20 protein-coding genes are annotated in these 18,469 nt (G+C 59.1%); 11 read left to right on the top strand and 9 right to left on the bottom strand.

Annotated elements, in window-relative coordinates:
* Positions 1–170 precede the first annotated feature (170 nt).
* From ADS46_RS07405 to ADS46_RS07395, 3 genes are read left to right on the top strand one after another with little or no spacing between them, the layout of a single operon-like run.
* A complete protein-coding gene (locus tag ADS46_RS07405; RefSeq protein WP_234346783.1) occupies positions 171–902 on the top strand; it encodes a substrate-binding periplasmic protein in 732 nt (243 codons plus the stop codon).
* A complete protein-coding gene (locus tag ADS46_RS07400) occupies positions 892–1,623 on the top strand; it encodes a substrate-binding periplasmic protein (protein WP_082926022.1) in 732 nt (243 codons plus the stop codon). Before ADS46_RS07405 ends, ADS46_RS07400 begins: the two co-directional genes overlap by 11 nt.
* Positions 1,616–2,881: a GGDEF domain-containing protein gene (locus ADS46_RS07395; RefSeq protein WP_066318256.1), complete on the top strand. Its 1,266-nt coding sequence runs from the start codon at positions 1,616–1,618 to the stop codon at positions 2,879–2,881. Before ADS46_RS07400 ends, ADS46_RS07395 begins: the two co-directional genes overlap by 8 nt.
* On the opposite strand, the gene ADS46_RS18855 is transcribed toward ADS46_RS07395, so the two are convergent.
* The gene (locus tag ADS46_RS18855; RefSeq protein WP_199825204.1) at positions 2,878–3,024 is read right to left on the bottom strand and encodes a hypothetical protein; all 147 of its coding nucleotides are present in this window, start codon (positions 3,022–3,024) and stop codon (positions 2,878–2,880) included. The two genes, ADS46_RS07395 and ADS46_RS18855, sit on opposite strands and share 4 nt — an antisense overlap.
* A gap of 276 nt (positions 3,025–3,300) precedes the next feature.
* Between ADS46_RS18855 and ADS46_RS07385 the strand changes: the two genes are divergently transcribed.
* Positions 3,301–3,660, top strand: a complete 360-nt coding sequence (locus tag ADS46_RS07385; protein ID WP_066318252.1) for a hypothetical protein — start codon at positions 3,301–3,303, stop codon at positions 3,658–3,660.
* Between the two features lie 44 nt (positions 3,661–3,704).
* On the opposite strand, the gene ADS46_RS07380 is transcribed toward ADS46_RS07385, so the two are convergent.
* From ADS46_RS07380 to trmB, 6 genes are read right to left on the bottom strand one after another with little or no spacing between them, the layout of a single operon-like run.
* Positions 3,705–4,598 carry an AEC family transporter gene (locus ADS46_RS07380; RefSeq protein ID WP_066318250.1) on the bottom strand — a complete coding sequence of 298 codons (894 nt, stop codon included), beginning with the start codon at positions 4,596–4,598 and terminating at the stop codon, positions 3,705–3,707.
* Between the two features lie 53 nt (positions 4,599–4,651).
* Positions 4,652–7,606: a bifunctional [glutamate--ammonia ligase]-adenylyl-L-tyrosine phosphorylase/[glutamate--ammonia-ligase] adenylyltransferase gene (gene glnE, locus ADS46_RS07375; RefSeq protein WP_066318247.1), complete on the bottom strand. Its 2,955-nt coding sequence runs from the start codon at positions 7,604–7,606 to the stop codon at positions 4,652–4,654.
* A gap of 31 nt (positions 7,607–7,637) precedes the next feature.
* On the bottom strand, positions 7,638–8,009 hold the full coding sequence (locus ADS46_RS07370; RefSeq protein ID WP_066318244.1) for a diacylglycerol kinase: 372 nt from the start codon (positions 8,007–8,009) through the stop codon (positions 7,638–7,640).
* A 25-nt stretch (positions 8,010–8,034) separates the two neighbouring features.
* Positions 8,035–9,504, bottom strand: coding sequence for a D-alanyl-D-alanine carboxypeptidase/D-alanyl-D-alanine-endopeptidase (gene dacB / locus ADS46_RS07365; protein WP_082926021.1), 1,470 nt, complete (start codon positions 9,502–9,504; stop codon positions 8,035–8,037).
* Between the two features lie 10 nt (positions 9,505–9,514).
* Positions 9,515–9,844 (bottom strand): DMT family transporter, encoded by a 330-nt coding sequence (locus ADS46_RS07360; RefSeq protein WP_066318242.1) that lies wholly within the window; start codon positions 9,842–9,844, stop codon positions 9,515–9,517.
* Positions 9,841–10,506: a tRNA (guanine(46)-N(7))-methyltransferase TrmB gene (gene trmB, locus ADS46_RS07355; protein WP_066318240.1), complete on the bottom strand. Its 666-nt coding sequence runs from the start codon at positions 10,504–10,506 to the stop codon at positions 9,841–9,843. The genes ADS46_RS07360 and trmB overlap by 4 nt, the downstream gene beginning before the upstream one ends.
* A gap of 313 nt (positions 10,507–10,819) precedes the next feature.
* Here trmB and ADS46_RS07350 point away from each other — a divergent pair, with 313 nt between their 5' ends.
* The 7 genes from ADS46_RS07350 to ADS46_RS07320 all read left to right on the top strand — a co-directional run bounded on the left by ADS46_RS07350 (position 10,820) and on the right by ADS46_RS07320 (position 17,867).
* A complete protein-coding gene (locus ADS46_RS07350) occupies positions 10,820–12,706 on the top strand; it encodes a beta-ketoacyl synthase (RefSeq protein WP_066318437.1) in 1,887 nt (628 codons plus the stop codon).
* Positions 12,703–13,197: a pantetheine-phosphate adenylyltransferase gene (gene coaD / locus ADS46_RS07345; protein ID WP_066318237.1), complete on the top strand. Its 495-nt coding sequence runs from the start codon at positions 12,703–12,705 to the stop codon at positions 13,195–13,197. Before ADS46_RS07350 ends, coaD begins: the two co-directional genes overlap by 4 nt.
* Positions 13,198–13,269: 72 nt before the next feature.
* Positions 13,270–13,518 (top strand): YfhL family 4Fe-4S dicluster ferredoxin, encoded by a 249-nt coding sequence (locus ADS46_RS07340; RefSeq protein ID WP_066318235.1) that lies wholly within the window; start codon positions 13,270–13,272, stop codon positions 13,516–13,518.
* A 9-nt stretch (positions 13,519–13,527) separates the two neighbouring features.
* A complete protein-coding gene (locus ADS46_RS07335; protein WP_066318233.1) occupies positions 13,528–14,817 on the top strand; it encodes an MATE family efflux transporter in 1,290 nt (429 codons plus the stop codon).
* 96 nt (positions 14,818–14,913) lie between these two features.
* Positions 14,914–16,224, top strand: coding sequence for a short-chain fatty acid transporter (locus ADS46_RS07330; protein ID WP_066318231.1), 1,311 nt, complete (start codon positions 14,914–14,916; stop codon positions 16,222–16,224).
* Between the two features lie 45 nt (positions 16,225–16,269).
* Positions 16,270–16,818 (top strand): acyl-CoA thioesterase, encoded by a 549-nt coding sequence (locus ADS46_RS07325; RefSeq protein WP_420706108.1) that lies wholly within the window; start codon positions 16,270–16,272, stop codon positions 16,816–16,818.
* A 44-nt stretch (positions 16,819–16,862) separates the two neighbouring features.
* Positions 16,863–17,867: a hypothetical protein gene (locus ADS46_RS07320; RefSeq protein ID WP_066318228.1), complete on the top strand. Its 1,005-nt coding sequence runs from the start codon at positions 16,863–16,865 to the stop codon at positions 17,865–17,867.
* Here the strand turns inward: ADS46_RS07320 and ADS46_RS07315 are convergent.
* Together ADS46_RS07315 and ADS46_RS07310 are read right to left on the bottom strand one after the other, a co-directional pair.
* On the bottom strand, positions 17,864–18,217 hold the full coding sequence (locus tag ADS46_RS07315) for an I78 family peptidase inhibitor (RefSeq protein ID WP_066318227.1): 354 nt from the start codon (positions 18,215–18,217) through the stop codon (positions 17,864–17,866). The two genes, ADS46_RS07320 and ADS46_RS07315, sit on opposite strands and share 4 nt — an antisense overlap.
* 83 nt (positions 18,218–18,300) lie before the next feature.
* Positions 18,301–18,432 (bottom strand): entericidin A/B family lipoprotein, encoded by a 132-nt coding sequence (locus tag ADS46_RS07310; RefSeq protein WP_066318226.1) that lies wholly within the window; start codon positions 18,430–18,432, stop codon positions 18,301–18,303.
* Positions 18,433–18,469: the final 37 nt, after the last annotated feature.

Genomic DNA, 18,469 nt, shown 5'->3' with positions numbered 1-18,469 from the left:
GGTTGGCGCACAAGCGACACGCCTATCGTTGGAAGAATAGAGGTGACAGTCGCGGCGGCTTGCTCTAAGTTTGATTGATCATCTAATAACAGGGACGTTAGTACATGAAGGAAGTGGGGGCAGGGAGTTGTCGTCGAAAGCCGATCGTCAGGCGGTGGTTGGCAGGGCTAGTGTCCCTGCTTGCCCCCTTGGCATTGGCTGACGGTTCGCCTTCTGACCTGACGTCGCTGACCTTTGTTACCGAGGAGTACCCTCCCTATAACTATCTGGACCCACAGACCGGTCAGTTGGAAGGTCGAGCGGTCACGCTGCTTGAGTCAATATTTGAGCAGGCTGACGCACCTTTCAAGCGTGAGGATATTATCTACTATCCTTGGGTACGCGGCTACGAGTTGGCACAAAACGAACCCAATACGGCGTTATTTTCGACCACCCGTACCCCTGCCCGGGAAGCACACTTCAAATGGGTAGGCCCCATTGCTCGCGACCGGGTCGTGCTGTTGACCTGGGATCATCAGGTCGCTCGGCTCAGCTCGCTGGAAGAGGCGATTGACAAACGGTTAAGCATCACGGTGATCCGTGAAGATATCGGCGCTCAAGCGTTGCAAGAAGCCGACTACCCGGCCGAGTTACTCCGCCCGGCCATCGATAACCGTAGCGCCTTGCACATGTTACGTCGTGGGCGTGTCGACTTATGGGCCTATAGCGATGAGGTGGCGCGCTGGATCGCCACCCGCGAAAGCCTTGACGCCAGTCGATTAACGGCCGTGCATACGTTAAGCGAATCGGATTTATACTTTGCTATCAACCCCGCCACGGATCAAGGCCTGGTTAATCGCCTGCAGAAGGCCCTGGAGGACGTTCGTGCTGGACAAAGCGAGGCCATCCGTCATGCGGACTAAGCCGTTAAAACAACGTATCTCGACAGGCTGGCGGTGTTTGCTTGGAAGCTTATTGCTGGCCCTTAGCCAGCCACTCAGTGCGGCGCCGCTGATCATCAATACCGAAGATTACCCGCCCTTCAATTACCCAGATGAGCAAGGACAGATCATAGGTAGCGCCACCCAGGTGCTACGCGACGCCTTGCGCGCGGCGGATATTGATGCGGAGTTTCGGCTGCTTCCCTGGGCCAGGGCCTACACCGCTGCACGCCTGCGCGAGCAAAACTGCGTTTACTCCACCACCCGCACCGCCGAACGCGAGGCTCTCTTTCGCTGGGCGGGGCCACTGGCAGTCAATGAGTGGGCAGCGTTCAGCCTGGCGGGCCAGGATATCAAGGCGAGCTCAATACAAGAGCTGGCTGACTTTCGCGTGGGCAGCTTCCGCGAAGATGCGGTGGGTAATCATGTCGCTGCGCAGGGGATTGACGTGCTGCGCGCACCCAATGAACGCGAAAACCTGGCGCGTTTGAACGCAGGCCTTGTCGATGTCATCGTCACCGGTAAAGCCACCGGCGAGTTTCTGGCCAACGCTAAAAACGTGGCGCTGAGTCATCTCTTTACGTTTTATCGTGCGCCGCTGTATCTTGCCTGTCATCCCAGCGTGTCCAAGGATCTGATCAAGCGGCTACAGCATCACCTTCCTCCCCTTGGCGAGACCCTCGGAGTTTCGCGCCATGAATAAAACATCCCTACCGTTGCGCTCGGGTAGCCTGACGTCCAAGCAAGCGCTGCTCACCCTACTGCTGGCTATCTTGATCAGCGTTATCGCAGGCAGTGTGGAGCTGTTCAATCACGCCTTGTCGATGCGCCAGAGCGCCGCCCAGCGTGTTGAACAGCAGTTGGCTATCGTCAAGGGTGCGGCTGCCGAAGCCGCTTTTCAGTTGAACCCTGACCTGGCCCACCAGATTGCCTATGGGTTATTCAGCGATAACGAAATTGCCGAAGTCGCCATCCGCGACGATTTCGGCAGCCCCCTGGCCGAATTTGCTCCCACCGAGGCAGTTGAAACGAGCTGGCTAAGCCAACGGCTGTTTGGCGATATGCTGCATTATCGGATTCCGCTTAATTATTACGTGGCCGCCGACTTACCCGAAGCCGAGGTAGGCGAGGTCGAGCTTCGGCTTGACGAGCAGCGCCTTACCCAACAATTTCTCGATCGAAGTATCTCCGTCGTTGGGTCCAGCGTGCTGGAAGCCTTTATACTCAGCCTGTTGATTATTGCCTTCTTCCACTATTTTATTACCCGGCCACTGCTCAAGGTCCACGACGCTATCGCCCATGCCGACCCCGAACGCCCCGGCGAGTGGGATAAACCGCAGTTGCGAGGTCATCGTCATGATGAGCTGGGGCATTTGGTCGACAGCCTCGACCACTTGTTGCAGGCCTTTCAACAAGGGTTGGACCAACGCGACCAGCTCCACCACCTGTCGCATATTGATGGGCTGACCGGCGTTGCCAACCGACGGCATTTTGACCTGTTTTATCAGCAGCAGTGGAAACGCGCCAAGCGACGTGGCCAACCCTTCTCGATTATCTTTATCGATATCGACAACTTTAAAGAATTCAATGACCATTACGGTCACGCCATGGGGGATGACACGCTTCGTGCGGTGGCACAGGTGCTGAATAACTGCATCGACCCGGCCCACGACCTGCTGGCACGCTATGGGGGGGAGGAATTTGTCTGCGTCTTGCCCAATAAGGATGAAGAAACCGCGCTTGAGGTCGCCCAGCGTTTAAGCCAGGCCGTGCTTTCGCTGGCCATCCCTCACGCCTACTCGAGTACGCATACCCACTTGACTGCCAGCATGGGGGTCGCCAGCACATCCGCCCAGACGACGATCAGCCCAGCGGCGCTACTGGCCCAGGCCGATCAGCACCTTTATCACGCCAAGCATCTAGGCCGAAACCGCATCGAAACCCGCCCGCGGACGGCTTAAAACCACCAATGCGCGATAACGGCGGCAAGCCCGATGACAAGCGCCATCATGACGGCGACACAGACGGCTCGGTCTAACCAGCGGTCGAAGACAGCCCCCTTGGACGCTCGCCGAGTGGCACCGTGCCGCGTTTGCCTGACCATCAGTCGTTACCCTTCATGGGAGAGATACCCTCAGTGCTTAATGCGCCGGCCACCACCAGGCCGAAAATGATCAGCGTCGATGCGATGAACGCCGACCTTGCTCCAGGATTGCCGTATAGCCCCTGTTGAAGGGCGCTCGTTACGGTACAGGAGAGCGTAACACCTGCGCTCTCGCTCTGCATGCAAAGCAGTTTTAACGTTATTGCCAAGCCAGGCAGACTGAACTCTCCTCGACCAGTGTGTTCAAATCAGTGTCACCAAACGAGGGAGGCTTGCATGCCCCACATGAATCGTGATCAACGTAATGCCGCCTGGCAGGCTGCCCACCAGTGGCGCGCCCGGGCGACACGGACTCAACCCAATGGCGTCGCGGGTGGCTTAAAGCTGCTTTTCACCTGGCTGGCATTTGGCATGTTGATGATTGTCGGCGTCGTGCTAGGTTTTTTCTTCCTGCTGGCCGGTTGGGCCATGATGCCGTTTGTCCGCCACAAGATGAAAAAGCGCATGGAGCAGATGCGCGCCCAACAGGCCCATGACATTGGCGGCAATCACTCCGAGTCTTCTTCAGGCTCTCGTCATCGGGATATTCTTGAAGGGCAGTACGAAGTCAAAAGTGAAACGGAAAAGAAAAACTGACGATGTCAGATAGCTTGAATGCCCCTTTTTCACGGCAGCTGGCGTTATTGAGGAGCATGAAGCCAGATAAAGGCAGCCGCCAGGGTCAGCGGCATCACGACCAGGCTGCCCAGGTTACCAATCAACACGATTGAGGCCACTTTGTGCGGCGACAGTCGATACTGCTCCGCGACCAGGTAGTTCAGCACGGCTGGCGGTAGCGCGCCGAATACCAGCAACACCGCCGCCTGAAGACTATTCAGTGGCAGCAGCACAATCAGCGGCAGCGCAATGACAAGCCCCGACAGTGGGCACAGCAAGGCGCCGAGCAGGCCGGTACGCCAGTCGCTGAAATCGACATCCAGCAGCCGCACCCCAAGCGCAAACAACATCAACGGGATACACACCCCGCCCAACATGTTCATTGCCTCCAGCAACCATTCGGGTAATGGCAGCCCGCTCACGTTGACGGCCAAACCCGCCAGGCTGGCTGCCACAATCGGCATGCGCAACAAATGCCAAAGCGATGTGCGCGGGTTGAGCATGTAAAGCCCTACCGAAAAGTGCAGCAGCATTTCGACAATAAAGACCACGACCGCCGCCGGAAGCGCTTCCTCACCGAATGCCAGAACCAGCAGGGGCACGCCCATGTTGCCGGAGTTGTTGAACATCATCGGTGGCAGGAAGGTTTTGATATCCAGACCCAGCCAGCGTGCAACCGGCCACAACAACACCCCTGAGCCCAGCACAACCGCTATGGCCGCACCTGCCAGCCAGGCGTAATCGGCCAACGGGGCCTGCCGGTCGGCCAGTACCGCGAACACCAGAAGCGGGACAAACAGCTCCATATTCAGGGTGTTTAAACTGCGAATATCCGGCGTGCGAAACCGCCCATAGGCAGCCCCCGCCCCGGCAATCAGAAAAACGGGCAGCAAGGTGCCGAGGATATTACCGATCATCGCGCACCTCTGTGCTGTTTACCTGCCGTGTTATCGCCATTCGTATCCCTGTATCAAGGCGCCAGAAAACGCTGCCACAATGTCGAGACGACATTACGGTGCTCGGCGTAGTCAGCGGCAAGCCCCACCGCTTTGTCACCGGTCAACGCGGCCCGGTGGGTCGCGCTCCGGTACGCAAGATAGGCGTCACGAAGCTGTTCCGCCTCCTCCTTGGGTAAGTGCCCACTCTCTGCCAGAGCCTCTAAAATACGGATGTTATCGCTATAGGTCAGGAGTGACGGTGTCTGGTTAGCAAGTGCTAACACCGCGTATTGACAGAAGAACTCGATATCCACCATGCCACCGGCGTCGTGCTTGAGATTGAAAGTATCTCCCCCGCTTTTGGTAGCAAGATGATCGCGCATTTTTTGACGCATATTGACCACTTCTTCCCGCAAGGCGGCCGTATCCCGCTGGCGTCCCAGAATATCACCGCGCAACTGATCAAACTTGTCTGCCAACGATGCGTTGCCGGCCACCACCCGCGCGCGGACCAGCGCCTGATGCTCCCAGGTCCAGGCGTGCTGGCGCTGATAATCGGCAAAGGCGGCAAGTGAGGTGACCAACAGGCCGGAATTACCCGAAGGCCTGAGCCGCATGTCGACCTCGTACAGGCTGCCCGCCGGGGTCACCGCCGTGAGCAGATGAATAATCCGCTGGCCCAGGCGGGTAAAAAATACCGGCGTATCGATGGGCCGCGGGCCATCGGTGGCGCCCTGACCATCGCTATCGTGGAGAAACACCAGATCCAGGTCGGACCCATAGCCCAGCTCGATTCCCCCAAGCTTGCCGTAACCCACAATCAAGAACGCGGGCTCGCGGGAATCACAGCCGCTGGGCACGCCATGCTTAGCGGCGAGATGCTTCCAGGCCATCGCCAGCACGGCATCCAGGATCACCTCGGCGATGTAAGTTAAGTAATCGCTTACTTTCATCAAGTGCCGGGTGCCTGCGATATCCGAGGCTGCCACGTGGAGCATCTGGGCATGCTTGAAGACCCGTAGCGCTTCGAGCTGGGCTTCTTCGTCATCCTCGGGAAGCCGGTTCAGTGTCTGGCGCAGTTCATCCGCCAGCCGGTCTTTATCGGCTGGCGTATAGAGGGTATCGGGGGTCAGCAATTCATCCAGCAGAATGGGGTAGCGCGCCAGCTGCTCGGCGATCCAGGGACTCGCCGCGCATAAACGCATCAGATGCTCCAGCGCATGGGGATTTTCACGCAGCAGGGCCAGGTATGCCGTGCGCCGCAGGACCGCTTCGATCAGGGGCTGAACGCGCGAAAGCGCGGTATCCGGCGTGTCATTGTCGGCCAGGGCGTCGAGCAGCAGGGGCATTAGCGCATCCAGGCGCTCAAAGCCAATCCGCTGCATGCTTTGCACCTGACGCGAATGATACAGGCGGGACAGTCGCTTGAGTGTCTGGTCAGGCGACTGGAACCCGGCTTCCTCCAGGCGTTCCAGGGCTTCGTCCTGCTCCAGCTCGCCGCGCCACAGCAGACGCCACTGTTCGAGACCCGGCGTCTGTTCATCGCTTTCGTTTTCCACCTCGTCTTCTGGCTCGGCAATCACCGCGTCGAAATGCTGACGGACGCGTTCGCGAGCCTCCTCCAACTGGTGCACGAGGCTTGGCCAGTCCTCATGACCCATGGCAAACGCGACCCGTTCACGATCCGTTTCGTCGCCAGGCAGTGTTTGCGTTTGGCGGTCTTCCAGGGCCTGCAGGACGTGCTCGATATCGCGCAGGAAGGCGTAATCAGGCAGCAGATCATCCACCACTTCCTGCGGTAACAGCCCAAGCGCTGGCAAGCGTGTCAGCGCCGTCTGCAAGGAAGCCACCTGAAGCTCGGTGTCGCGCCCACCGCGAATCAGCTGAAACGCCTGCACCACAAACTCGACCTCGCGGATACCGCCCGGCCCCAGCTTGATGTTTTGCTGCATGCCTTTGCGTTTCACCTCGCGATTGATCATCGCTTTCAGTTCGCGCAGGGACTCGATGGCACCGAAATCCAGATACTTGCGGTACACAAAGGGGCGCAGTCCGGCCAGCAAGGCCTCACCCGCGTCCAGATCCCCCGCGACAGGACGCGCTTTCAGCATTGCATAGCGCTCCCACTCGCGGCCCTGATCCTGGTAATAGCTGGAAAGCATCGCAAAACTGCCCACCAGGGGCCCGCCATCGCCCAGCGGGCGCAGACGCATGTCCACACGGAAGACAAAGCCATCGGCGGTCATGGCATCCAGCGCGGCGATGAGCTTCTGGCCCAGCTTGGTAAAGTACTCCTGGTGCTCAAGCGGCTTGCGACCGCCCTGGGTCTCGCCGTTTTCAGCAAACGCAAAGATCAGGTCAATATCCGAGGACAGGTTCAGCTCGCCGGCCCCCAGCTTGCCCATACCCAGCACCACTAGCCGCTGCGGCTCGCCATCGCGCGTGGGGGCTGGCAGCCCCCAGCGCGGGGCATAAAACTGTTCGAGCCAGCCAAGCGCCGCTTCAAGACAAATTTCTGCCAGTCGGGAGACCGCGTGGGCGGTATCCCACATGGTATAGCCCGACGGCCGGTTGAGGTCTCGCCAAACGATACCCAGCATACGCGCACGCCGGAAGCGGCGAATGGCCCGGTGCATGGCGTCTTCGTCGTCGGCATTTTCCAGTGCGCTGGCTAACAACTGGACCTGGTCCTCGCGGGAGGGCGCGACATCCAGCTCTCCACCACTGTCAAGCGTCGCCAGCCAGTCGGGATAACGGATCAGTGTATCGAGGGCAAAGCTCGAGATCGAAAGCACGCGCAAAAGGGCCTGGCGGCGTTCAGCAGACAGCGACTGCCACTCAGCGGATGGCCGTGGCTGGTCGGTCATATCGGCCACATTATCCGCCTGGGAAAGCGCCTCACATAGCCGCTGCCATGCTTGCTTCGTCACCGGCTGAAGCGCTTTGGGTAAGGTATCGAACGGTAAAAACGCTTCATTGAGTTGCATAATGACCTCGCTGCCCTGGAATCTTCATACGTTAGCCGATGAACTTCTGCCAGCCTAACAGTCCCCAGGTGAGCCCCGCGAGTATCAACGACAGCATCACGGCGGCCGAGCCAATGTCCTTGGCCCGCCCGGACAGTTCATGATGTTCGGTGCCGATACGGTCAACGACGTTTTCAATGGCGCTATTGAGCAACTCGACGACCAATACGAAAAAGCAGCTGCCGATCAATAACAGCCAGCTCACCGGGCCCTCGCCTATCCACCAGGCCAGCGGCAGTAGAATGGCGGTAATCGTTACCTCTTGACGAAACGCGGATTCGTTGCGGAACGCCGCTTTCAACCCTTTCCATGAGTAGCGCGTAGAGTGCGCTAAATGCGTCAAACCGGTATGCCCTGGTTTCATGGCAATTGCCTCAAAAATAACGTCATCAATTGGCGAGTATCATGGCTTCAAGATCTTTGGTCAGCGGATCCAGCACCTGCGACCAGTTCAGGTAGGGTGTACTGGCATTGCCGTTGACCAGCACGCTGAATACCCCCCAGCGCCCCTGCGCCGTGCGAAAGTAGCCCGCAGCGGCGCGCACGGCGAAGGGCTGATTAAGCGTACCGGTTTTTAACATGACGTTGTGTTGAAAGGTATCGGAACCGCGCCGGATAAAACGCATCACGCCATTGGCGGGTGACTGAAAGGCCGCGATGAAACTCGGAAACAGCGAGCCTTCATGGAACATCTCGGTCAGCATCACATTGATGCCATGTGCCGACGTGCGGTTTTCGGTGGTCAGCCCGCTACCGCTGTATAGCGTCAGCGGCCCGTGCCCCGGCAGGCTCTCGGCAAAATGCTCCAATGCCAACCCTGCTTCGCGAAGCTGTGCCTGGGGAGACCCCACCAGGTTGAGGGCCAGCACATCGGCCATGTAATTATTCGAATAGTTCATGATGCGTAGCAGCAACTCCTGCAGCGGCTTGCTATCCACCGCGGCAAGGCGCTGTGCATCCCCCGGCGGCCGTAGCGAGGTGAGTCGCCACCCGTCGCGTACGCTGATCCCTGCCTGCCGGAGCATGTCCAGCAGTACCTCGGCGGTGACCTCGGCGGCATCTCCGGCACCACGATAGACATCCCGTGCCCGGGCATTGGTCGATATCTGCCCGCTCAACCGAAAGACATCGCCGTCGGCGTTGGTGATCCGTTCGGCGCTGAGCTCGGTGCCGCTATTATCGGGCTTGGTGACCACTCGATTGTCAATCGTGGCGCCCAGCGACTGACTGTCGCACAGCGATATACGCGCCGGGTTGCCGGGCACCGACGCCGGGGCGACGTTGGCACACCAGCTACCGAAATTCACCCCTGCCGACGATAAAGGGGCACTATAGGCATTGGCGACGCGCGTCAGCGCATCACAACGGTCTGTGGTGATGCAGTCCACGGGGCCAAAGCGCCACTGGTTGACAACCAGGGCCCCCTCGACCTGACGCACGCCTGCTTGCTGCAACCGTTGCACCAAACGCCAGATATCTTCGGTGGTGAGACCGGGATCACCGCCGCCTTCGAAAATCAGGTCGCCGCGTAACACGCCATCCTGCACGCGCCCGGAACTGATCAGTTGACTGGTAAACCGATGCTGGGGGCCAAAGCGCTCCAACGCAGCAGCGGCCAGATACGCCTTGGTAACCGATGCCGGGGAAAGCTGGCTCATCGGCTCAATGCTTGCCAGCGGTGCCGCATCGGCATTCAGCAAACGCGCCTCGGCGCTGACGGCAAACCCTTTATCCTGAAGCTGGCCTACCCGGCTAAAATCAGCCCACAACGGGCAACTGATCAAAAAGCTCAGCACACCCACTGCTGACCGCCATCCCCAATCACTGCTACTAAAACGCTGCCAGCCGCCGCGCAACATTCGCCTCTCCTTAATGCACGCTCATTTTCGAAAACACCTGTAGCATCACTACACCAGCGACGATCAGGCCAATACCGACGATCCCGGGCACATCCGGCTTTTCGCCGAAAATCACTACTCCCACCAGCGTGACCAGTACGATACCCAGCCCTGCCCAGATGGCATAGGTGATCCCGACAGGCAAGCTGCGCAGTACCAGACTCAGCAAGTAGAATGCCACCCCATAGCCACCGACCACCAGAAGACTTGGCAGTGGACGGGTAAACCCCATTGACGCTTTTAACGCGCTGGTGGCAATCACTTCGGCAATAATCGCCAGCACCAAATAGACAAATGTCATCTCGACTCCAATGCCACACGCAAACGCCATAACGTCTGGCCGCTTTGATGGTACTTGGCCTCGAACGGCGTTAAATAGTCGCCGCTGGGCCCCCATTCACTGACCTCGGCCCGCTGACCGGTCACCTGGAAAACTGCCATGGCGAACTCCTCAATATACAGCGACCAGTTTGAGCGAACCTCCAGCAAGCCACCCAGCGCCAACAGTGTGGGGAAGACCGGATGTCCATGCCAGCGCATTTTTAAATGCGACGCCTTGGGGTAAGGATTCGGATAAAGCAGATAGTGCCGCTCGGGCGCCCACCCGGCCTGGTGCGCCAGCCGCCAGAAGTCGACCAGATCGGCACGCACCAGCCGGGCATTCTCAGGTAGCTCGCCATGGGCCCGGGTGAGCCGGTCCTCGCTGCGATCGACACCAATCACCGTGTGATCAGGAAATTGCTCCGCCAGCCGCCGGGTCGATAGCCCCACGCCGCAACCTGCATCGAGTATCAGCGGGCCTGTCTGGCGCTCACACCATTGCGTTACCGAGGCGAATGCCGCCTGGGTATGGCTCGCAATCGGCTTACGCAGTGGATGTGTGAGCCCACGGCTGACCCGGCGGGCCAAATCGTGGTGCGGGCCTGGCTGATTGGTTACCACCGGCCGCGAAGGCTGCTGCATATTGACTCTCATGTAAAAAGGATCCGTTGACCATCGCGTCATGCCCCCCAGGGGCCAGCACGCAATAAATCGCGTAAAGTAAGGCGATTCTACCAGCCCGACATGGTTGCGGCATGACGCCGCTGCTCGCACGGTGATATGATCATTGGCAGTAACACGCATTTTGTCATATTTATTAAGTGCAAAGCGGCGGGTAAGACTCTTTGCTTATAAGCAACAGGTTTTACTGTCAGTGACGCATTGCCGATAACTGTTATTTAAACCACCGCACCACGAGGAACCCGGCTTGTCACACTTACCGGTGATTGTCGGCATGGGCGGCATCAATCCCGCTGGCAGAACCTCGGGCCATCAGGCCTTCCGCCGGACCGTGCTTGATGCGCTCCCTGCTGACCAGCAACGCCAGACAATAGAGGGGCTGGCGGCATTGATGCGCCTGGCTTCGCCGTCTCCCCAGGGGTGGCACGACAACACAGGGCAGTCCGTCAAAGCGCCCGCGGATACGTTACGCGAATACGTTCTCAACCACACGCTAATTCGCCGCAACGAAGACCCGCGGTTTAGTGAGCCCGGGCTGCCCGCCAATCGCCACGTCAGCATGCAACTCGCCGAGCCGTTGCGCTTTCGGCTGCGCCGTCGGCAGCTGCCTGAGCAGCTACCCAGCAGCTGGCAGGTCCAGGATATCGACCTGCGCACGGTTGACGTCTGCGTGCCTGCGGGCGAAATGAACGCCCTGCTGCCCGATGCGCAGCCCCCCAAGGTACGCGCGGCCGCTCAACTGCCGACCGGCTTCGATCCCGCCAGCCTTTACCGCAGCGTCCATCACCCTCGCGGTCTGGCGATGTCAGTGTTTGGGGCCAGTGACTGCCTGGGCGCCAGCGGCCTTTCCTGGGAACACCTTCGCCAGCAGTTGAACCCGGACCACATTGCCGTCTATGCGGGTAACTCGATCGGCCAGCTAGACGAACAGGGCTGGGGAGGATTGCTAAAGAGCCTGGTAAGCGGGCAGCGTGCCACCTCGAAACAGATGCCGTTAGGCTATGGCCAGATGCCCGCCGACTTCCTGAACGCCTACGTGCTGGGCAGCGTTGGCGGCACTGGCGCCGCGCTGGGCGCCTGCGCGAGCTTTCTCTATAATCTGCGATTGGGTATCGATGATATTCGCGCCGGGCGACGCCGAGTCGTGATGGTCGGCACCGCCGATGCGCCGATTACCCCCGAGATTATCGAAGGCTTCCGGGCCATGGGCGCACTGGCCGATGATGCCAGCCTCAAGGCGCTCGATGCGCTGGAGTTGCTGACCGACGCAGATTACCAGCGCGCCTGTCGCCCCTTTGCACGCAACTGTGGTTTTACCATGGCCGAGGCCAGCCAGTTTGTACTCTTGATGGACGACGCCCTGGCCCTTGAAGTGGGTGCCGATATTCTGGGTGCCGTGCCAGAGGTGTTCGTCAACGCCGACGGCTACAAACGGTCCATTTCGGCGCCCGGTATCGGCAACTATATTACGCTGGGCAAGTCAGCGTCGTTGATCCGTAACATGCTGGGCGACAACGCCTTGAAGTCGCGCAGTTTCCTGCACGCTCATGGCACCAGCACGCCTAAAAACCGCCTTACCGAATCCCACGTCTTTGATGAGATCGCCCGCGCTAACGGCATCGACGACTGGCCGGTGGTGGCCGTCAAGGCCTTTATCGGCCACTCTCAGGGCAGCGCAGCGGGTGACCAGCTAGTCAGCGCACTGGGCAGCTTTGCCCACCAATTACTGCCCGGCATCCCCACCCTGGACGCCGTGGCCGACGACGTCTACGCCGACCGCCTGCGCTTTTCGTCAGTTGCCCAGTCGTTTAACGCCGATGCCGCCCTCATCAACGCCAAGGGGTTCGGCGGTAACAACGCGACCGGCGTTGTGCTGTCACCCGCTGTGACCGAACGCCTGTTAACGCAGCGCCACGGCGCCGCTGCCATCCAGGCCTGGAAAACACGCCGCGAAAGCGTTCGCGAGAATGCCGCCGCCTATCTGGAGCATGCCGACCGAGGCCATTACGCGCCCCGCTATCAGTTTGGCGAAGCGGTACTTGAGGGTCCCGAACTGGATATTCGGGCGGATCGCATCCATATTCCCGGTTATGATCAGGCGGTATCGCTGGAAAGCGATAATCCTTTCGGCCGCCTGGACGATGAGGAGCCAGCGTCATGACGTACCAGCGCGTCAATATCGCCGTCTACCCGGGCACCTTCGACCCCATCACTCACGGTCATTACGACTTGATCGAGCGTGGTGCCCGCATGTTCGACAAGGTGGTGATTGCGATCGCCGCCAGCCCCGGCAAACACCCTCACCTGGATTTAGCCACCCGCATCGAGCTGGCGCAGGAGGTCTGCGCGGGCTTACCCAACGTGGAGGTGATCGGTTTTTCCAATCTGCTCACCTCCATGATGCACGAACAGGGGGCAACGATTATCCTGCGCGGACTGCGTGCCGTATCCGACTTTGAGTACGAGCTGCAACTTGCCAACATGAACCGCGCCCAGAACCCGGAACTTGAGAGTGTCTTCCTCACCCCGGCGGTGGAAAACTCCTACATCTCCTCCACGATGGTGCGGGAAATTGCCAAGCTTGGCGGCGATATATCGCTGTTGGTCCATCCCAAGGTCGCAGAGACGTTGCGTAAGCACTACAATGGCTAGGACGCTAATGTTGAGCAAAACACTCGGGTAATCGCATTACCCGAGTGCGAACGCCATCCGTGAGGTATGCCCATGGCCCTGATGATTACCGACGAGTGCATTAACTGCGACGTCTGTGAACCCGAATGCCCCAACGACGCCATCTCGCCGGGCGAAGAAATCTATGTGATCGACCCCAACCTGTGCACCGAATGCGTCGGCCACTACGATGAGCCCCAGTGCCAGCAGGTCTGCCCGGTCGATTGCATTCCCCTTGACCCGGAACGCCCCGAAACGCACGACCAACTGATGCACAAGTACCGGCTGATCACGGCTGCCTAGGCGAATCAGGTGCGTATATGGCAGCTAGCCTGGCCCATCATCATCTCCAACATCACGGTTCCGCTGCTCGGGCTGGTGGATACGGCCGTGGTCGGCCACCTGCCTGACTCCCGCTATCTGGCTGCCGTCACCCTGGGCGCTACTCTGTTCAGCTTCCTGTATTGGGGGTTTGGCTTTCTGCGCATGGGCACCACCGGCCTGGTGGCCCAGGCCGTCGGCCGCGAAAGCGACAGCGACGTGCGCAACCTGCTCGGCCAATCGCTGATCATGGCAATCGTGATCGGCAGCCTGCTGATTGTCTTTGCATCGCCGATTGTCTCCCTCGGTCTGTGGCTGCTCGATGGCAGCGAGGCCGCCACTGCGCTTGCCAGAAGCTACGCTGAAATACGCCTATGGTCGGCCCCGGCGGTGTTGGCCAATTACACCATTCTGGGCTGGTTTCTCGGCCAGCAGAACGCCCGCGTCACGCTGATGATCCTGGTGCTGACCAACAGCGTGAATATCGTGCTTGATGTGTGGTTCGTGATGGGCCTGGGCCTCACCAGCGACGGCGTGGCGTGGGCCAGCGTGATCGCCGACTATTCCGCCCTGGCGTTTGGCGGCTTTCTCGTCTTGCGTCAGCTAGGCAAGCTCGAGGGGACTTTTCTACGCAGCCGCCTGGGGGTGCTTTCCGCCTATGCGGCGTTGTTTAACGTCAACGCCAATCTTTTTATACGCACACTCGGGCTACTGTTTGCCATGGCGTTTTTCACTGCCCAGGGTGCACGCCAGGGCGATACCATCCTCGCCGCCAATGCCGTACTGCTGCAATTCATCATGCTCACCAGTTATGCCCTTGACGGCTTTGCCCACGCAGCGGAGTCGCTGGTAGGGCGTGCTGTTGGCCGTGACGACTGGTCAGCGTTTGCCGATACGGTCCGGGCGGCGGCGCGCTTTTCCTGGTGGACCGCCGCCGGTGCCGCGCTCGTGTTTGCCCTCGGCGGCAATGGATTGATTGCCCTGCTCACCGGTCTTGAAGAGGTGCGTGCCACCGCCGCTGCTTACTTGCCCTGGATGGTCGTGATGCCGCTGATCGCCGTGTGGAGCTACCTGCTGGACGGCGTGTTTATCGGCACCACCTCCATTGCGGCCATGCGCAACAGCATCTTTATCGGCCTGGCGGCCTACCTGCCTACCTGGTGGTTGACCCAGGGGCTTGGCAACCATGGCCTGTGGCTCGCCTTCATGGCATTTACCTGCGTACGCTCGGCTGTCCTGATAGGCTATTACCGCCACTACCGCCTTACGCGCTGGCGTTGATCAAGCAGTTGTCAAACCTGCCTGTTGGGATGAAAAAACTGTCGTTGCCCCGTATATTAGCGGTGCACTTCCTAATAATGAAAAAGTGAGCCTGCCATGTTGAAAATGATATCCAAACCGGCGGTGAAGATGGTCGATCGCTATCTTCCCGATCCGTATATCTTTGTACTGCTACTGACCCTGATTGCCGCTGTCGCGGCGATTGCTATCGAGCGCCAGACACCGCTGGCCGTCCTGCGTTTCTGGGGCGATGGCTTCTGGGGGTTATTGACCTTCTCCATGCAGATGTTGCTGGTACTGGTCACCGGCTTCATGCTGGCCAGTTCGCCACCGGTCAAACGGCTGCTGCAACGCCTCGCCAGTACGGCAAAAAGCCCCGGCGGCGCGATTATTCTGGTCACTCTGGTGTCGCTGACGGCAAGCTGGATTAACTGGGGCTTCGGCCTGGTGGTGGGTGCGCTGTTTGCCAAGGAACTGGCGCGCCTGGTGCGCGTCGATTACCGCCTGCTGGTCGCCAGCGCCTACTCCGGCTTTGTGGTCTGGCACGGGGGCCTGGCGGGGTCAATTCCGCTTACCATTGCCACCGAGGGCCACTTTGCCGCTGATGATATCGGCGTTATCGGCACCGGTTCAACGGTGTTTGCATTCTTTAACCTGGCCATTGTGGCGTGCCTGTTCGTCTCCATTCCGCTGGTCAACCGGCTGATGCTGCCGGACGAAAAAGACAGCGTCTATGTGGATACCAAGCTGCTGGACGATGAGCCCGAAGCCAAAGGCCGTATTACCCGCCCGGCTGAAAAGCTGGAAAACAGCACGTCTCTGGCCTGGCTGGTCGGTATTCCCGGCCTGCTTTTCCTGGCGGATCATTTCCTGCTGCGTGGGGGCGGCCTGAACCTCAACGTGGTGAACTTCCTGTTCCTGTTTCTGGCGATTGTCCTTCACCGCACACCGCGCAACCTGCTCAACAGCCTGCACGAAGCCATTAAAGGTGGCGCTGGCATTGTCATTCAGTTCCCCTTCTATGCGGGCATTATGGCCATCATGGTGGAGTCAGGCCTGGCACAGAGCATGTCAGAATGGCTGATCTCGTTTGCCACGGAAACGTCTCTGCCATTCTGGTCGTTCATCAGCGCCGGGGTCGTCAACCTCTTTGTGCCTTCGGGCGGTGGCCAGTGGGCTGTTCAGGCACCGGTCATGCTGCCCGCAGCGGAAGCACTGGGGGCGGATATTTCACGCATTGCCATGGCCGTTGCCTGGGGTGATGCCTGGACCAACCTGCTGCAGCCGTTCTGGGCCTTGCCTGTTCTGGCCATTGCAGGCTTGAAAGCCAAGGATATTATGGGCTTTTGCCTGGTTCAGCTGTTTATCACCGGCGCCATCATCTCGGTTGGCCTGGTGTGGTTTTAAGCTCAGGTAATGCCTCAGCGCCTGCCATATCGGCAGGCGCTTTACATGGATATCAAGAGACGAGTAGAGCCGATGTCGGATACCCCAATGACCGCCCTGCCCGGTCAGCACGAATTGTCCATGACCGTCTTGATGACGCCTGACATGGCGAATTTCAGTGGCAAAGTTCACGGCGGTGCGATTCTCAAAAAGCTCGACGAGGTGGCCTACGCCTGTGCCAGTCGCTACTCAGGCCATTATGTGGTCACCCTGTCGGTGGATCAGGTGCTTTTCAAGCAGCCCATTCACGTTGGCGAGCTGGTGACCTTTTTGGCCAGCGTCAATCACGTAGGGCGCTCATCGATGGAAATTGGCATCAAGGTGGTGGCTGAAGATATCCGCAAAAAACTGATTCGCCATACCAATAGCTGCTATCTCAGCATGGTGGCGGTGGACGCCGACGGAAAACCCGCTCGTGTTCCGCCACTTGCCTTGGAAACGCCATTGCAGCAGCTACGCTTTGAGAAAGCCGCCCTGCGCAAGAAAATGCGCAAACAAGCCGAGGACCAGGAACAGCTGACCCAGCAGCAGCATCAATCACAAACGCCGACCTGATCCTGTCTTGCGCGGTACTCGCCACTAAGTCCAAGGAGTTCGCCATGCCTGCCAGGGAGCGCTACCCCCACCTGCCAAAGGGCGTTGAGTACGCGCATATCGGCTGGGACTTTTTCATTCTAGCGGCCGTGGTCATCAACCTCGGTTTGCTGTTGTTCGATTCGCTATTTTTACTCGCCCCGATCAACCAGACGATAGAGGCGTTATCGCCGGGCTTTCACGGCGCCTACGCGACAACCATTCACAGCCGTTTTATTACCATCGACCTGTTCTTTGTCAGCATTTTTATCGCCGACGTGTTGCTGGGCTGGGCCGTGGCAATTGCCGAGCGTCGCTACCATCGCTGGTTTTTCTACCCCTTTGTACATTGGTACGACGTCCTGGGCTGCATCCCGCTGAGCGGGCTGCGCTGGTTGCGCATTCTGCGGGTTATCTCGCTGCTTTACCGGCTGCACCGCCTGCGTCTTATCAACGTCGAGGGTTGGTGGATCTACAAGTTCTTCGCCAAGTATTACGATATCTTGCTGGAAGAGCTCTCCGACCGTATCGCCCTGCGGTTGCTGGGAAATGTTCAGCAGCAGATACGCTCAAGCGATTCATTGACCGAACAGGTCATAGACCGCGTCGTCATGCCTCGCAAACAGCAACTCATCCAGGAAATTGCCCAGCGGCTCGAGACGTCGGTGGGCACCGCCTACCAGCACAACCGACAGGCCATCATGGCGGCGATCAGCGACCTGGTCAGCCGCACGCTGCGTGAAAGTCCCGAAATACAGCGGCTGCGACGCCTGCCCATGGGTGAGCCTGCAGCCAGCGCCATGGAAGCGTCGTTAAGTGGCGTTGCCCAACGGCTGGTGGATGAAGTCGCCCTGTCGATTCACTCCCCCGAGTTCCAACGGCTCGTTGAAGGCGCGGCGGAAAACGGCTTTGACAGCTGGCTGACACCGGACGAAGGCAGTGACCGGGTCACCGAGCAGGTGGTGTACGACGTCCTGGAATTACTCAAAGAACAGGTCAACCGCCAGCGCTGGAAGGACCGCTACGACTAACCGCATCTAAGCTCTTCGATGACGTCATTATCATCGAGGTGGATATTCAGCCGCCCGGGGCGATGATCCATGGTGGCCGCCTCCCCTGGCCGCAACACGCGGACTTGTTCGGCACCGCTTTGACGCGCCAGCGCGTCGCTTGAGGTGTCGCCAAGCGGCGTTCCCACGGCGTACTGAATGTCATCCAGACGGCAGGCTGCTTCATCACCGGGAGACTGAGCGTTATCCACCTTCGGAGGCGGTGGCGCACTCGGAACATCGTCTCCTTTGCCTGGCGTCTGGGCACAGGCTGCCAAGAAGAGGGCTAAAAACGTCAAAACAACAAGCTGCCAACCACGTTGACATGTCATCCTTGAAACTCCTGTCACATAGAAAATACGTTTATAACGTAGCGGGCCGACGCTAAACGTCGGCCCGCTAAGCACCGTTCTGCTTAGCTTGCAGCGTCCTGGACGGCTTGGCCACCCTCTTCTACATCCTGTCCTGCCCCACTAATGGTATTGCAGCCCGCCAGTGCGCCTGCCGACATTAAAAGAATAAAGCTCATTGCCAGTAGTTTTTTCATGAGTGTTCTCCTTAACAAATTCATTCACTATCGGGAT

The sequence above is a fragment of the Halomonas sp. G11 genome (assembly GCF_001663515.1).
In the GTDB taxonomy this organism is placed as follows: domain Bacteria; phylum Pseudomonadota; class Gammaproteobacteria; order Pseudomonadales; family Halomonadaceae; genus Vreelandella.
The sequence above is the reverse complement of the archived record's forward strand: the minus strand, read 5'-3'. Positions and strand labels throughout refer to the sequence as shown.

Coding starts and splice junctions, on each gene's coding strand:
- ADS46_RS07320 (WP_066318228.1), top strand. CDS start 16,863: ATGCCTGCCAGGGAGCGCTACCCCCACCTGCCAAAGGGCGTTGAGTAC.
- ADS46_RS07400 (WP_082926022.1), top strand. CDS start 892: ATGCGGACTAAGCCGTTAAAACAACGTATCTCGACAGGCTGGCGGTGT.
- ADS46_RS07360 (WP_066318242.1), bottom strand. CDS start 9,844: ATGACATTTGTCTATTTGGTGCTGGCGATTATTGCCGAAGTGATTGCC.
- dacB (WP_082926021.1), bottom strand. CDS start 9,504: ATGTTGCGCGGCGGCTGGCAGCGTTTTAGTAGCAGTGATTGGGGATGG.
- ADS46_RS07310 (WP_066318226.1), bottom strand. CDS start 18,432: ATGAAAAAACTACTGGCAATGAGCTTTATTCTTTTAATGTCGGCAGGC.
- ADS46_RS07380 (WP_066318250.1), bottom strand. CDS start 4,598: ATGATCGGTAATATCCTCGGCACCTTGCTGCCCGTTTTTCTGATTGCC.
- ADS46_RS07330 (WP_066318231.1), top strand. CDS start 14,914: ATGTTGAAAATGATATCCAAACCGGCGGTGAAGATGGTCGATCGCTAT.
- trmB (WP_066318240.1), bottom strand. CDS start 10,506: ATGCAGCAGCCTTCGCGGCCGGTGGTAACCAATCAGCCAGGCCCGCAC.
- ADS46_RS07315 (WP_066318227.1), bottom strand. CDS start 18,217: ATGACATGTCAACGTGGTTGGCAGCTTGTTGTTTTGACGTTTTTAGCC.
- ADS46_RS07350 (WP_066318437.1), top strand. CDS start 10,820: ATGGGCGGCATCAATCCCGCTGGCAGAACCTCGGGCCATCAGGCCTTC.
- ADS46_RS18855 (WP_199825204.1), bottom strand. CDS start 3,024: ATGGTCAGGCAAACGCGGCACGGTGCCACTCGGCGAGCGTCCAAGGGG.
- ADS46_RS07395 (WP_066318256.1), top strand. CDS start 1,616: ATGAATAAAACATCCCTACCGTTGCGCTCGGGTAGCCTGACGTCCAAG.
- ADS46_RS07370 (WP_066318244.1), bottom strand. CDS start 8,009: ATGAAACCAGGGCATACCGGTTTGACGCATTTAGCGCACTCTACGCGC.
- glnE (WP_066318247.1), bottom strand. CDS start 7,606: ATGCAACTCAATGAAGCGTTTTTACCGTTCGATACCTTACCCAAAGCG.
- ADS46_RS07385 (WP_066318252.1), top strand. CDS start 3,301: ATGCCCCACATGAATCGTGATCAACGTAATGCCGCCTGGCAGGCTGCC.
- coaD (WP_066318237.1), top strand. CDS start 12,703: ATGACGTACCAGCGCGTCAATATCGCCGTCTACCCGGGCACCTTCGAC.
- ADS46_RS07325 (WP_420706108.1), top strand. CDS start 16,270: ATGGATATCAAGAGACGAGTAGAGCCGATGTCGGATACCCCAATGACC.
- ADS46_RS07340 (WP_066318235.1), top strand. CDS start 13,270: ATGGCCCTGATGATTACCGACGAGTGCATTAACTGCGACGTCTGTGAA.